Consider the following 13,362-nt stretch of genomic DNA (forward strand, 5'->3'; position numbering starts at 1 on the left):
CTTAAATTTTACAATCCACTTTCCATAAATTTGTCTAAGATTGGTTTGTACCGATCTTTTTTTATATGTTAGTAGCTCTCTTAATAAAGACTGTTTTAGCATAGATTGTTGTTTTTCGTAGAGATACTAATCCATATTCGTTTGTCGTCGCGGCATCTTTTCGTTCATTGAACAAAAGTATACAGCTTGAACCTTTTGTTTAAGAAGTTTTTAGCATAAATAGAAACAAAGGTTACAAAAAGAGCCTAATAAAATCAGTAGTTTTAGTTATAATCTACGTTACAGCATATTGGGGAGCAGCTCTCTACTGGATTCCGCTCACACTTCAAATGTAACTCATTAATTTTCATTCGTAAAATACATAAAAATAATATAATTTATTCCTTTTTTTTATAAATGAATTGTTTTAAATAAAGGCTCTGTTATTCTTGTTTGTTGATTTCCGCTTCAGGCACTTCTTTTTCTCTTGCGTAATGTTAATAAAAAAAGGCATCCTAAACTTCATTCAATTTTTAAAAGATTGATTTTGATGATCACATCATTTCAGAAGCGGACGTGAAAGAAGATAAACTTCCTGTCAAAAAAGAGATGTTAGTTAGTTAGTTAGTTATATTTCTGCTGCTTATATTGGGGTAATCGTTTGGTGGTTAGAAAATGATATGCCATGCTCCCCTTCTTCTCTGGCTGAACAGATGATTCAAATGAATGCGCAAGGTCCTTATCAATTATTAAAACAACATAGGAATCCTTGATCATTTAATAGCCTTAAAACATGACTGACTGATATTATCCATTTCTAAATTTAAAACTGCAGAAAAAAAACGTTCCAAACAAAGTTACTTTGGGACGTCCTCTAAGCATTCACTGATCATTGTCAAAATATTAGAGTTTACACATTCTTAAACACTTTAAGCTACATACCACCCGATACGCTAAGGGTTTCTCCTGTTACAGCCGCTGCGCCATCGGATGCAAGGTAAATAGCTGCCGCCGCAATTTCAGATGGTTCAACAAATCTTTTTAAATGCTGTCGATCTAAAATATGTTTATGAAGGGCTTCATTCTCTGATATTCCATCTTCTTTCGCTAAGGAAGCCAGTTGTTTCATCACTAATTCTGTTTTTACTGCACCCGGCATAATCGCATTCACAGTAATTCCATCGTTTGCCGTTTCAATGGCTACCGTACGTGTTAGGCCGACAACCCCATGCTTCGCAGAAACATAGGCTGATTTAAATGGAGAAGCCATTTTACCATGAACAGAGGAGATATTAATAATTCTTCCATACTGCTGTTTCTTCATAAAAGGAACAATATACTTGGTTAAGAGGAAAGGTCCCGTTAACATGATGTCTATTAACTGTCTCCATTTTGCCACAGGAAAATCCTCCACCTTGTCAATATGCTGAAGCCCTGCGTTATTTACAAGAACATCGATGGTTCCCCGGTCAGTTATCACCTGATCAATAAATCGCTTAACCGATTCATCATCCGCCACATCCACCTCATAGCCTTTTGCTTGGCTGCCTAAATTTTTTGCACTTTCAACGGCTTGTTCAAGATTCAAATCACCAATCGCAACAAAATCGCCATTCTTAATAAAAGCTTCTGCAATAGCATACCCAATTCCTCGAGCTGCACCTGTTACAATTACCGTTCTCTCTTTGTGTTCAGTCATTTCTTATTCCTCCTTAGCATGTTCTTAGAAAGGTCATTTTTTTATCATTTCTAATTGTACTGCTCGGTGTTTTATTAGTAAAATACATAGAAGGAATATAATTAATGCATATTAATTATAAATAAAAAACTGAGGGGAGATCTTCTTAGTGGATATTCGTCAGCTTGGTTATTTTATAGAAGTCGCTGCACAAATGAGCTTTTCAAAAGCTGCTGAACAACTAAATATTAGCCAGCCAAGTCTTAGCAAAATGGTAAAAAATCTTGAGGATGAATTAGGTACAGTCTTGTTTGATCGTACCACAAAAAAAATGGAGCTTACGGATGCAGGCAAAGTGGTTATTGTACAGGCAAAGGAGATCATGAAACTTATTCGTAATTTATCCTCTGACCTTTCTGATGTAATGGAAATAAAAAAAGGAAGCATTAAAATTGGAATTCCACCTGTCATAGGTTCGCTTTTTTTTCCTAAGTTAGTAAGTGATTTTCAAATGTTATATCCCAAAATTGAAGTGGAACTGGTTGAAAAAGGAGCAAAAAAAATAGAAAAATTCGTAGAGGAAGGTATTGTGGATGTTGGAGTTGCTCTCTTACCGGTAGATGAAAGTTTATTCGAGATATACCCCTTTGCGTCCCGTGAGTTAAAGTTAATTGTTCATCCAGAGCATCCTCTGGCAAATTTAAATCAGGTTTCCCTTGTTGATTTAAAGAATGAATCCTTTATACTGATGCGTGAAGACTTTGCTTTACATGACAGAATTTCCGAGGCCTGCATACAGTCTGGATTTGAGCCAACCATCTCTTTTGAAAGCTCACAATGGGATTTTATTAGTGAAATGGTTGCAAACAGGCTTGGAGTAGCCATCTTCCCGGACACTCTCTGTGAGAAACTTGATTCAAAGCGGATCAAAGCTGTATCCATTGTGAATCCCGGCATTCCCTGGAATCTGGCCTTAATATGGCGTAAAAATAAGTATTTATCCTATGTGAGCAAAGAATTTATTCATTTCTTCCGCAATACATTTCAAAATTAAACAAATTTATAATTTTACTAAAGAGGTCAGCTGCAGCTGACCTTTATGTTTCCCTATTTATAACTATTACGAATAAATTTCATTCTCTATATATATTTAACCTCTAAGATCAATAGATGTAGAGTAGATAAAGAACGATAATATGAAAGGATGAACAAAACATTATGCTGAAAAAAGATGTCCGAAGACAAATCACTACTCCATTAGGCGGGCCTGCTTTTCCCCCAGGACCTTATAAATTTCACAACCGAGAATACCTCAACATTGTGTATCGTACAGACTTAGATGCCTTAAGGCGGATAGTTCCTGAACCGCTTGAAATTGAAGAGCCACTGGTAAAATTTGAGATAATGTATATGCCGGATGTGACCGGACTAGGCTGTTATACAGAGTCAGGCCAAGTGATACCGGTTAAATTCAATGGTGTAGAAGGAGAATATTTACATTCCATGTATGTAGATAATCACCCTGCCATTGCTGGGGGACGTGAAGCTAGTGCTTATCCAAAAAAACTTGGAGCTCCCCGGTTATTTATCGATTCTGACACATTGGTCGGAACACTGGATTATGGAAGCCTGCGTGTAGCAACCGCTACGATGGGATACAAGCATTATCCACTTGATATTGAAAAAGCACGAGAAGAAATCACGAAGCCTACCTTTATGCTTAAAATTGTACCAAATTTCGATGGAACCCCTAAGGTATGCGAACTCGTTCAAACCCAGATTACGGATTTGACCATTCATGGCGCTTGGACTGCCCCAGCCCGTTTGCAATTATTCGAGCATGCACTTGCTCCAATGGCGGACCTTCCTGTGCTAGAGGTAGTACATGCCTCCCACATTTTAACGGATCTTACCCTTTCAGCGGCAGTTCCAGTTTATAATTATCTTAATGAAAAATAAATCAGCAAAAGGTTTATTACTTGAAAGATTAAGACCTTCTTTCAGGTAATAGACTTTTTTCATTTGATTAAAAATATTTTAGGCTCTCCGTTAGGTATCTATGTTAATCACTTCTAATTTTTTCTCACTCTTATTTTGTCACTCAAGATTGACTCCATTTTATTTTCATGTTAATTTGTATACGCAAATGAATAAAAGGACTGAATTAATTGATGGAAGAAGAACAATTGCTCATTCATTGTTTATATTTTACTGCAAGCCGTTTTGCACGCAATATGACCAAATTAGCAGAAAAAACGTTCGATATAGATGGTCTTGCTCCTTCCTATTTGTATATGATTATGACCATTCATTTTCACCCAAATATAACTCAAAAGGAACTATGCCAAAGACTTTCGATTGCTCCTTCAACAAGTACACGATTTATTGATAAGCTTGAAAAATTGAAGCTTGCAATCAGAAAAACTAATGGGAAAGAAACAATGATTTCTTTAACTACAGATGGAGAAGCAGTCAACAAACAATTTCGAGATTCTTTAAAGGAATTATTTTCAGGCTACTCTCAAATACTAGGCAGGGAATTCAGTTTGGAATTAAGCAAAATGCTTTCTGAAGCAAGCAGCAAGCTGGAAAAAGAACTGTAATGCTATCATCATCTTCATTTGCATATACAAACAATACACCATGGAGGTTCATAATGTCAGAAAAGATTCTGCTTATTGTAGGGGCAGGACCAGGAATCAGTTTGAGCACTGCCCAAAAATTTGGCAGAGAAGGATTTAAGGTAGCCCTAATTGCCCGCAGTTTAAAAGCATTACAACAATATGAAAAAGACCTTCATCGTGAAGGAATCGAAGCGAAAGGATTTCCTGGAGATGCATCCTCAGATGTATCCTTAAAATCCGCGATTAAGTCTGTTATACAAACATTTGGGCAGGTGGACGTTCTTGTTTACAATGCTGCTTCAGCAAAATCGGGAAAACCAACGGAATTAACAGCTCAAGACTTGGTCCAGGATTTTTCAGTCAGTGTTGCAGGTGCACTTACAAGTGTAAAAGAAGTCCTGCCGCATATGAATAAAGGCAGCATCCTGCTGACAGGCGGAGGAATGGCCCTCTATCCTTACGGAGATCTTGTTTCATTATCCATCGGTAAAGCGGGGCTGCGCTCTCTTGCATACTGCCTTCATCAGGAATTAAGCGAGAAAGGCATTTATGTGGGAACATTGACGATTAAAGGGTTTGTTCAAGAGGATACCTATTTTTCGTCCCATTATGTTGCCGAAGCCTTTTATCATATGTATGAAAAACAAGAAGAGATTGAGTTTATTTTTGAATGTGAATAAGCTTTTCTTATAATTTTGCCCTGTTAAAGATCAATGTTGATTTTACACGCATATTGATTAAGCGGAAATCATCAGTAAGATTAACAGAGCTTATAATTTTGTTAAACTCATCATCAATAAAAAGAAACAAAGGATAGAAAGGTGATAATAAAATGAAAACGTTAGTTATTGCAGCGCACCCAAACCTTGGAGAATCGAAGGTAAATAAAGCATGGATGCAGCGTCTCCAGGAAGAAGAAGATGTTACTGTCCATGATTTATATGCCCACTACCCTAATTTTAAAATAGATGTAGAGAAAGAACAGCAGTTATTACTAGAGCACGACCGCATTATATTCCAATTTCCTTTCTATTGGTACAGCTCTCCTGCTTTATTAAAAGAATGGCAGGATGCTGTATTAACATATGGTTTTGCCTATGGGTCAGAGGGGAATAAATTGCATGGAAAAGAGCTGATGCTGGCTATTTCAACTGGCGGTCCAGCTGAGGTTTATCAGGCTGGAGGCTATAATCATTATTCTATAAGTGAGTTGACGCGCCCATTCCAAGCGACAGCGAACCTTTGCGGCATGCATTTCCTTCCTTCTTTTCTCTTACAGGGTATGATGACTCTTACCGAAGAAAAACTACAAGAGAGCAAAGAAGCACTTGTTGCCTATATAACAAATCCAAACCTGCGAACAGTGCGTTAAAGAATCCAGCAGGCCAAACCTGCCTCACAATTATACTAAACAAAAATACAGCCATCCCCTTTTGTATGGCTGTATTTTTGTATTCCCCTCACTATTAAAGCTCTGCTTTATTCCTTAATGGCAGCCAGGATAATACATCCTGTATCGTTTTATCCCAATAGCCCCACTCATGTTCACCAGGACCGAAATTCGAGGTCAAATCGTACTCTGTTTTTTCACACATTGTTTTAAAACGGAGATTATCCTCATATAGAAAATCCTCTGTACCACAGCATTGATATAATAAAGGCTTTTGTTCATTCCTATGTGTTTTTTCTACCATACTAAATAGATCATTTTCTGTTCCAGCTATATCGTCATCTCCGTACACTAAATGGAAGGTTGCCTCCCTTTCCGGGGTTTTCATGAGACTCACAATATCCGTTACCCCTGATAAGCTCGCCGCAGCACTAAACTTGTCAGGATGATTTAATGCCCATTTAAAAGCTCCGTATCCCCCCATGGAAAGCCCTGCAACAAAGTTATCCTCTCTTGCATCGGACAGCGGAAAAAAGGACCTTGCAAGAAACGGCAGTTCCTCTGTTAAAAATGTCCAATATTTATTTCCATATTTCATATCAGTGTAAAAACTTCGATGAACCTGAGGCATAATAACCGCTAATCCAAGCGGGGCAGCATATCTCTCAATAGATGTCCGTCTTGTCCAAATGGAATCATCATCACTCAATCCATGCAAAAGATATAATGTCGGATGCTTATCTCCTGCTGCTTTATTTTGCATCCCAATTTGTGTTCTCGTTTGCTGAGGCAAAAGCACAGTCATTGAGGTACTTAACTCCAATACCTCTGAAAAAAATTCACACTTGATAAAAGCCATATATATCCCTACTTTATTATTATTTTTACTTCCATAAATCTATCGGACTAAAAACGAATGCATTTAGGCATCTAAAGAATCCAGGAATCTGAATAAATGAGGTACCCTCTCTCTAAAAAATTGATAATGGTGTTCTGCTCCGTAAACCACTTTAAAGATTCTATTAGGGAGCTTTTCAGCCAAAACATCAGCCACCGCTTCGTTAGATGCTAAAAATTCTTTATGAATGAATTCTCCTTTTCCTTCTCTGTCTCCGCAATCCATATAAAAGCTTTGAATCCCTGATAAATCTGATTCTATTACAAACTTTTCAATATCCTCCTGATTGCGCCAAAAAGCAGAAGACAAGACTGCAACATGTTTAAAGATATCAGGATACACACACGCCGCATAGGTTGAAATTAATCCTCCCAAAGAGATACCCGATATGGCTGTACAATCTGTAATGGTTCTATAAGTGGAATCTATGTACGGCTTCAATTCATTCACGATAAAGTCAATATATAGTTTTCCTTTTCCTCCAGCTGAGCTCCTGTAACCCAATATTTTTTCACTATGTTTGCCATTCACCCATGGACAATACTCATTTATCCGTTCCTTGCTATTTTGATCGATGGCAGCCACTATAACCTCTACTTCATTATCATTCAAATAATCTTCCAAGCCCAAAGACACGCCTCCAACCGCCCACTCATCCCTGAAAACATTTTGTCCATCATGCATATACAAAACGGGATATCTTTTGTCTCGCTTATCATAGTTTTTAGGCAAGTAGACTCTAATACGCCTTTCTTCTTGAAATGCAGAGATGTTTATTGAAAAAATGTCCAACAAAATTTGATGGCCTCCCTATTTATTAAGGTATCTGCCCCTTTTTAGGATAAGATCCATTTTGGTTTGTACGCTTCGATATTCTGCTGCAGATATTCTGGCTTATTTTAATAAATTGGCTTTCTATTCCATCTGCCAATCTTTCTTTTCCTAAACTCATTCTTCGTCATATATAAAAATTCCTTCTCCAACACGAAGTTAATAAACTCAACAAAGGCTGAACTGATAAAAGCTAGCACTATTATCGCTTTTCACTTTTAATTTTTAGAAAAGTTTGACAAAATGATTATTTTAATACTTCGTATAGGTACTCCTGAGTCGCCAAGATGGTTAATAAGCGCTTTAAGCATATTACGTGCGAAATGTATTTTCCTCAAGTAACATATTCTACACAGAAGGAAAGGCTAAAAGTATTTATTTCAAGGAGGTTTGGTTTATGTCATTAGAAGGAAAGCGTGTGGTGGTTTTAGGGGGAACATCAGGAATCGGCCTGGCTGCTGCAAAGGCCTTTGTGAAAGAATCGTCTCATGTCATTATTGCCAGCCGTTCATCTGAGAAGTTAACGAAAGCAAAAGCTGAAATAGGCTCTGATGTGGAAGGGTATGAAATTGACTTTCGGAGTGAAGAAGGAGCCAAAAACTTCTTTAGTAAGGTTGGTGAATTTGACCACCTAGTTGTTACCGCAGGTGAAGGTGCAATGGGGCACTTTAGTGAACTTCCTGTTGCCGCTGTAAGAGAGGCCTTTGACAGCAAATTCTGGGGTCAATATATCACAGTCAAGTCTGCCCTGCCATACTTAAATAACAAAAGCTCCATCACGTTAACTTCCGGCGTCTATGGTTTACGGCCGCCGCGGGGTGCCAGCACTTTGGCAGCCATAAATTCAGCCGTTGATGGATTAGTCCGCGGGCTTTCAGTCGACCTTGCTCCAATTCGGGTAAACGTTGTTTCACCAGGTATCGTGGATACCCCGATCTATTCAGGAATGCCTGCAGAACAGCGCAATAAAATGTATAACTCTATGAGTCAGCAATTACCTGTTGGTCGAGTCGCACAGCCGGAGGATATTGCTGCCACATACGTATACCTGGCGAAAAACGGTTTTACAACGGGGACTACCGTCCTGATCGATGGCGGAGCCCATTTGATATAACCCACCTATTGAAAACAAAACAGGACCGCCCGCTAACTTTTATGGCAGTCCTGTTTTTTATTGGAATCCTAAAATTACATTACTTTTAAAATCCCTCTCAATAGTTAATACTTATTTTCCCGATTTTCTTGTTTTTTGTGATTATTTTTTTCACTGCTCCTGCTGACAATTTCTCTAAGCCCGCCTTCGTCACCTTTAGCATTGATGATTTCAAAAAGCTGGTTCAGCCCTTCATTGGATTCATCTTTTGGTGCTTTATCCATCATATCTCCTCCTTTTGCCTTTAGGATGACCATTTTTCACATATTGTTTCACTTAAAAAGCATTTCATAATAGGAAGAGATCTTTATTTCTCCTGTACAGCTCTTTAAATACCTCATAGCGCTCGGCATACAAGCTGCTATTTTTTTTAATTGGCTCTATGATTTCTGCATGGGTGTGAATCACCTTTTCACAGGCCTCTTCCACAGATGGATACAAACCGATGCCGACACCTGCCGTAATGGCCGCTCCTAAACTGGCTTCTTCCCTTGTTTTGGTTGTATAAATAGGCTTGTTGTAGACATCTGCCTGAATTTGAAGCCAAAGCCTGCTCTTTGCACCGCCTCCGGATGCCATCACTTTATCTGCTTTTATCCCGAGAGACTCCATGATTTCAAGTGAATCCTTTAGTGAAAAAGCAACGCCCTCCATCACCGCTCTGACCAGATGCTCACTTCGATGGCCAAAAGCTAGCCCAAAGAAAATTCCTTTTGCATTAGGATTTAAGTGTGGCGTCCTTTCACCTGTCAAATACGGCAAAAAAATCAGTCCGTCACTACCAGGAGGCACACCTGCTGCCATTGCCTCCATTGTTCCAAAGTCCTTTTCTTTCAAAATATTTGTTTTGAGCCATTCCAAGGACAGTCCGCTATTTAAACTTGACCCTTGTATATTCCATGTATTCGGTTTAACATGGCAAAATGTATTGGTCCGAAGTTTTGAATCATATAAAGGCTGATCCGTCATTGCAGCAATTTGTCCGCCTGTACCAATGTTTGAGGAAACCATTCCCGGATACACAAGTCCATTTCCTACTGCGTGCATAAACTGATCACCGCCTCCAAACACAACCGGTATTCCTTCTGGCAGTCCGGTTTCTCTGGCAGCACGCTCCGTCACCTCTCCCGCAATATCAAACGGTTCAAAACATGGAGGAAATAATTCCTTTTTTAAATCTAATGTATCGATTAAACATTCCGCCCATTTCCTTTCTGCCACATTAAAGGCAAGTGTGCTGGAGGCATCGGTCGCTTCTACGGCCAGTTTTCCTGTTAAACGAAAGCGAATATAGTCCTTTGGCAGGAGAACTTTATCCGTTTTACCATAGCTTTCCGGCTCATTTTCTTTTACCCATAGTAAAGAAGCAACAGCAAAGCCGGTTGAAACGGAGTTTAGCATTTTACCAGCTGCTTTTTCTTCTTGAATTAGACGATTAATTCTTTCTACTTGGGATTTTGAACGCTGATCAGACCAGATGATTGCTGGTCTGACACTCTCTCCCCTCTTACCCACCATGACCAGCCCGTGCATTTGTCCAGAAAAGCCAATGCCGCCTATCCGTGAGGGATCGATGTTTTGTTCCAGTATTTTTTTAAGTACATTTTTTGTAGATGACCACCAAAGCTCAGGTGATTGCTCTGCGTACCCTATTTCAGGAACATCAATTTGGTATGATTTCTGTGCCTGTGAGAGAATATTCCCCTCTCTGTCCATCAAAATAGCTTTTACACTCGATGTTCCTAAGTCAATTCCAATTAAATAATTCATCTTCTTCTCCCTGCCAATTTTACGTTTTGTATGACTTTCTTTTCTTCAATTATAAATTGATTACATGGAAGAATGGAACGTCACAGGGAAAAATTAATCTCTCCTCTTTACCAGAGGACTATTCACCTTTCAAAAAATAAAATATGTTAAAATTTAGTTATACTACTTAAACGACTGGAGCGATCACAAAGGACTGTATATTCTCTGTAATCTTACATGCACACAAGAAAAGAGCTAGCGCCTTGCTCATTGGCGTACGGATTCCGAGTCTTCAGCTGAGATAAAGGAAACACAGCAAGGTTATTCACGAGCTAATGTTGACTTATCTTAGTGAGCGGACATAAAAATCCGATAGCCGATAGGCGCTGAAGCTAGACAAGAAAAATATCCACAGGTTTAGCAGTTCATAATTTCCTAAGTAACAAAAAAAGCTGCTGGTTTAATAGCAGCTCTTCTTAAAACTTATATCCGTTTCAATCTCCAAACTCAATTTCTGTGTCAGCATCAAGCTCTTCATAACTATATTCCTCTTTACAGTCTGGATTAAGACAAATCCAAGTGGATAAACCTTCCTCAATCAAAGTTTCCTGTCCGCAAACTGGGCAGGATCTGTCCCCTATGTTTAAAATGTCTCTCATTCATATACCCCCTTAATATTGGATCCCTTTATACCCTTCTTTACTAAATATAACCACCTATTATTAAGAGTATGTTTATGAATTGTTTAATAAATTAAAAAATCTGCCCAGTGGACAGACCTGTTTTATTCATTGATTCAACAAATGCTTCAGTCAATGTTGATTGTATATCTACATGGGATTGAGCTGAAAAGTGGGCACACCATGCCTTTTTGCTGATTGATTTATGCTTCAGCCATCAGAAACTCCTGCAAACACCTTTAATTCCTAACGAACTTCCTTCCTCACTACTTCTTGAATAGGCAAATCAGCCTTCACTCTTTTTTTCATAGGATAATAGTAAAGAATAAGAGGAATAACCAGCCCTGTAATCCATGCAATGTCCGTACCGCCCAGTGCTTTTGAGACAGGCCCTACATAAATGGTTGTATTTACAAAGGGAATTTCAAGTACAACCGAAACCAAATAAGCAAAGATGGCTATCCAATTAAATGTTCCGTATTGCCCATTTGGATTAAATACATCCCAAACACTGTATTCACCCTGCCGCAAAAGATAGTAGTCTATTAAGTTAATGGCTGTCCAGGGCACCATAAAATACGAAAGCAGCAGAATGAAATTCTCAAAATTGTTAAGGAAGTTGCCATTACCCCAGATTGATAAGACAGTGCCAATAATGGCAGCAGTTAAAACAAGCCAGAATCGAACCTTTGTCGTTGCCTTTAGCTTCGTAAATGCTTCCAATGTTGTAGTAATGGACATAAATGCCCCGTATAGATTAAGCACATTGACTGCTAAAACGCCCAGAACGATGACCAAATACATAATCACCGAGAAATGAAGACCAATCAGATTGGCAAGGCCCAGGCTGGAATTGCTTAAGAATTTAGGGATAAGGGCAGTCAGAATAATGCCTAGGGTCATCATCCAAATCGTTCCGATCGCTGTACCTGCATATGTATACGCAAATGTTTTTAATGATGGAGTATTACTTGGGAGATATCGAGAATAATCCGCTACATATGGTGCATAGGTTAATTGCCATGTAGCTGCAATACTGACCATTAATAAAAATGTGCCCGGTGTAAAATGCCCCGGAGACCAAAGATGTGCTGGCATAGGAAGACGAAGCGCTTCTATTGTTACAAAAACAAACACGACGGCAAATATAATAGCAAAATATTTCTCCATTTTGTGGATCAAATCATAGCCAAAAAGGGTAATGACAAGTGCTATGATACTCAACAGGACAATGCCCCCATTTACCGGGATGGAAAAAGCGCTGCTAATGGCCTGGGCACCTAGAACTCCGCTGCTTGCAAAAAATCCAATATACATAAGGATCACTACACAAAGCGGAAGTACAGCGCCTACCACACCAAATTGGGCACGGCTTTGGATCATCTGAGGGATTCCCAGTTTGGGTCCCTGAACCGAGTGCGAGGCCATAAAAATAGCACCAAGAAGATTCCCTGCAATAACCGCAACAATGCCCCAGAATGGGCTCAAACCGAACTCAATAGCAAGAGCCCCTGTGACAAGTGTAGTAATCTGCATATTCGCGCTAAACCAAATGGTAAACAAACTGCGAACATTGCCATGCCTTTCTTCTTCGGGAATAAAATCGATTGTGCGTTTTTCAATATTCATCAAGCATCCCTCCTCATTGTAAAATGTTCACCCGGCTACGAGCAAGCGCTTTCATTTTTGATTACTTTAAAAGCACTTACCTTTAATCAGGCTTAAAACAATTTTCTGAAACTTATGTATATCTTACCATCTACAGTACACTCATTTAAACAATTATTGACCGAATTATCTTAAAATTACGTTTTCAAAAACCCCCAGCTCTACTGGTCCCTTCTTTTATTCTGTTTTCATTTTTTTGAGCAAAAAAATGAGCTGATTCTTTTCTTCTTCCGTTAATCCTCTTATTAAGTGTTCATTGGCTCTATCTAAAATAGCCTGGAGAATGGGACGGAATTCAAGTCCCTTTTGGGTAGGATACAGGCGGTATGAGCGCCGGTCCTTCTCATCAATCAATCTTTTGATATAACCTGCTTCCTCTAAGTGCTTGACTGCGCGAGCTGTTGTAGCCTTATCGAATTTTAAATCCTGTGTTAATTGATCCTGATTGATTCCAGGCTGCGCAAAAATCGCTTTTAAAAAACTATGCTGTCCGCCTCCTCCAATTTGAAAGGGCTTCAGTTCCTTTACTAGATTTTTTTGATTCTGACGGCTGATAAGCGATATCCATTTTCCGATTGGTTCTTTTTCCATGTTCGATCTCCCTTAAGAAAGTGTTCTAAAAAAAATTCTAGCTTAAATTAGTTGCATCTGCAACAATTGTTCATTACACTATTATTATCAAATAGTTGCATTCGCAACTAACTTAACGGAC

The 13,362-nt window shown here is 38.8% G+C and carries 15 protein-coding genes; 7 read left to right on the forward strand and 8 right to left on the reverse strand.

Features of this window, described 5'->3' with window-relative positions:
* The first annotated feature begins 611 nt into the window (after nt 1-611).
* Nucleotides 612-752: a TetR-like C-terminal domain-containing protein gene (locus A5N88_RS26395; protein ID WP_198160349.1), complete on the forward strand. Its 141-nt coding sequence runs from the start codon at nt 612-614 to the stop codon at nt 750-752.
* A gap of 161 nt (nt 753-913) precedes the next feature.
* Here A5N88_RS26395 and A5N88_RS11595 read toward each other — a convergent pair whose 3' ends face one another.
* Nucleotides 914-1,678 (reverse strand): 3-hydroxybutyrate dehydrogenase, encoded by a 765-nt coding sequence (locus A5N88_RS11595; protein WP_066266128.1) that lies wholly within the window; start codon nt 1,676-1,678, stop codon nt 914-916.
* Nucleotides 1,679-1,826: 148 nt separating this feature from the next.
* On the opposite strand from A5N88_RS11595, the gene A5N88_RS11600 reads away from it, so the two are divergent.
* The 5 genes from A5N88_RS11600 (at nt 1,827) to A5N88_RS11620 (ending at nt 5,653) form a co-directional block, all read left to right on the forward strand.
* Nucleotides 1,827-2,711: a LysR family transcriptional regulator gene (locus A5N88_RS11600; protein WP_066266133.1), complete on the forward strand. Its 885-nt coding sequence runs from the start codon at nt 1,827-1,829 to the stop codon at nt 2,709-2,711.
* A gap of 164 nt (nt 2,712-2,875) precedes the next feature.
* Nucleotides 2,876-3,616, forward strand: coding sequence for an acetoacetate decarboxylase (locus A5N88_RS11605; protein ID WP_066266134.1), 741 nt, complete (start codon nt 2,876-2,878; stop codon nt 3,614-3,616).
* Nucleotides 3,617-3,828: 212 nt separating this feature from the next.
* Entirely contained in the window at nt 3,829-4,260 is a 432-nt protein-coding gene (locus tag A5N88_RS11610) for a MarR family winged helix-turn-helix transcriptional regulator (RefSeq protein ID WP_066270467.1), read from the forward strand.
* A gap of 53 nt (nt 4,261-4,313) precedes the next feature.
* The gene (locus A5N88_RS11615; RefSeq protein WP_066266138.1) at nt 4,314-4,961 is read left to right on the forward strand and encodes an SDR family oxidoreductase; all 648 of its coding nucleotides are present in this window, start codon (nt 4,314-4,316) and stop codon (nt 4,959-4,961) included.
* Between the two features lie 152 nt (nt 4,962-5,113).
* Nucleotides 5,114-5,653: an NAD(P)H-dependent oxidoreductase gene (locus A5N88_RS11620; RefSeq protein WP_066266141.1), complete on the forward strand. Its 540-nt coding sequence runs from the start codon at nt 5,114-5,116 to the stop codon at nt 5,651-5,653.
* A gap of 94 nt (nt 5,654-5,747) precedes the next feature.
* Here the strand turns inward: A5N88_RS11620 and A5N88_RS11625 are convergent, their stop codons facing one another.
* Both A5N88_RS11625 and A5N88_RS11630 read right to left on the reverse strand, forming a co-directional pair.
* Complete coding sequence (locus A5N88_RS11625) at nt 5,748-6,530, reverse strand: alpha/beta hydrolase (RefSeq protein ID WP_066266145.1); 783 nt, start codon at nt 6,528-6,530, stop codon at nt 5,748-5,750.
* A 63-nt stretch (nt 6,531-6,593) separates the two neighbouring features.
* The gene (locus tag A5N88_RS11630; protein WP_066266149.1) at nt 6,594-7,364 is read right to left on the reverse strand and encodes an alpha/beta hydrolase; all 771 of its coding nucleotides are present in this window, start codon (nt 7,362-7,364) and stop codon (nt 6,594-6,596) included.
* Nucleotides 7,365-7,797: 433 nt separating this feature from the next.
* Between A5N88_RS11630 and A5N88_RS11635 the strand changes: the two genes are divergently transcribed.
* Entirely contained in the window at nt 7,798-8,514 is a 717-nt protein-coding gene (locus tag A5N88_RS11635; RefSeq protein WP_066266151.1) for an SDR family oxidoreductase, read from the forward strand.
* A 104-nt stretch (nt 8,515-8,618) separates the two neighbouring features.
* Here the strand turns inward: A5N88_RS11635 and A5N88_RS25540 are convergent, their stop codons facing one another.
* The 5 genes from A5N88_RS25540 to A5N88_RS11650 all read right to left on the reverse strand — a co-directional run bounded on the left by A5N88_RS25540 (nt 8,619) and on the right by A5N88_RS11650 (nt 13,241).
* Nucleotides 8,619-8,777 (reverse strand): hypothetical protein, encoded by a 159-nt coding sequence (locus A5N88_RS25540; protein WP_198160250.1) that lies wholly within the window; start codon nt 8,775-8,777, stop codon nt 8,619-8,621.
* 64 nt (nt 8,778-8,841) lie between these two features.
* Nucleotides 8,842-10,323: a xylulokinase gene (gene xylB / locus A5N88_RS11640; RefSeq protein WP_066266154.1), complete on the reverse strand. Its 1,482-nt coding sequence runs from the start codon at nt 10,321-10,323 to the stop codon at nt 8,842-8,844.
* Between the two features lie 473 nt (nt 10,324-10,796).
* A complete protein-coding gene (locus tag A5N88_RS24915) occupies nt 10,797-10,961 on the reverse strand; it encodes a hypothetical protein (RefSeq protein ID WP_157090664.1) in 165 nt (54 codons plus the stop codon).
* Nucleotides 10,962-11,228: 267 nt separating this feature from the next.
* Complete coding sequence (locus tag A5N88_RS11645; protein WP_066266156.1) at nt 11,229-12,611, reverse strand: purine-cytosine permease family protein; 1,383 nt, start codon at nt 12,609-12,611, stop codon at nt 11,229-11,231.
* Between the two features lie 216 nt (nt 12,612-12,827).
* The gene (locus tag A5N88_RS11650) at nt 12,828-13,241 is read right to left on the reverse strand and encodes a MarR family winged helix-turn-helix transcriptional regulator (RefSeq protein ID WP_066266163.1); all 414 of its coding nucleotides are present in this window, start codon (nt 13,239-13,241) and stop codon (nt 12,828-12,830) included.
* Nucleotides 13,242-13,362 lie beyond the last annotated feature (121 nt).

Source organism: Heyndrickxia acidicola (genome assembly GCF_001636425.1).
GTDB classification, from domain to species: domain Bacteria; phylum Bacillota; class Bacilli; order Bacillales; family Bacillaceae_C; genus Bacillus_AE; species Bacillus_AE acidicola.

Bases quoted from the DNA above. Each gene is read 5' to 3' on its own strand.
- A5N88_RS11595 (WP_066266128.1), bottom strand. From the start codon at position 1,678: ATGACTGAACACAAAGAGAGAACGGTAATTGTAACAGGTGCAGCTCGA.
- A5N88_RS11605 (WP_066266134.1), top strand. From the start codon at position 2,876: ATGCTGAAAAAAGATGTCCGAAGACAAATCACTACTCCATTAGGCGGG.
- A5N88_RS11610 (WP_066270467.1), top strand. From the start codon at position 3,829: ATGGAAGAAGAACAATTGCTCATTCATTGTTTATATTTTACTGCAAGC.
- A5N88_RS11615 (WP_066266138.1), top strand. From the start codon at position 4,314: ATGTCAGAAAAGATTCTGCTTATTGTAGGGGCAGGACCAGGAATCAGT.
- A5N88_RS11620 (WP_066266141.1), top strand. From the start codon at position 5,114: ATGAAAACGTTAGTTATTGCAGCGCACCCAAACCTTGGAGAATCGAAG.
- A5N88_RS11625 (WP_066266145.1), bottom strand. From the start codon at position 6,530: ATGGCTTTTATCAAGTGTGAATTTTTTTCAGAGGTATTGGAGTTAAGT.
- A5N88_RS11635 (WP_066266151.1), top strand. From the start codon at position 7,798: ATGTCATTAGAAGGAAAGCGTGTGGTGGTTTTAGGGGGAACATCAGGA.
- A5N88_RS25540 (WP_198160250.1), bottom strand. From the start codon at position 8,777: ATGGATAAAGCACCAAAAGATGAATCCAATGAAGGGCTGAACCAGCTT.
- xylB (WP_066266154.1), bottom strand. From the start codon at position 10,323: ATGAATTATTTAATTGGAATTGACTTAGGAACATCGAGTGTAAAAGCT.
- A5N88_RS24915 (WP_157090664.1), bottom strand. From the start codon at position 10,961: ATGAGAGACATTTTAAACATAGGGGACAGATCCTGCCCAGTTTGCGGA.
- A5N88_RS11645 (WP_066266156.1), bottom strand. From the start codon at position 12,611: ATGAATATTGAAAAACGCACAATCGATTTTATTCCCGAAGAAGAAAGG.
- A5N88_RS11650 (WP_066266163.1), bottom strand. From the start codon at position 13,241: ATGGAAAAAGAACCAATCGGAAAATGGATATCGCTTATCAGCCGTCAG.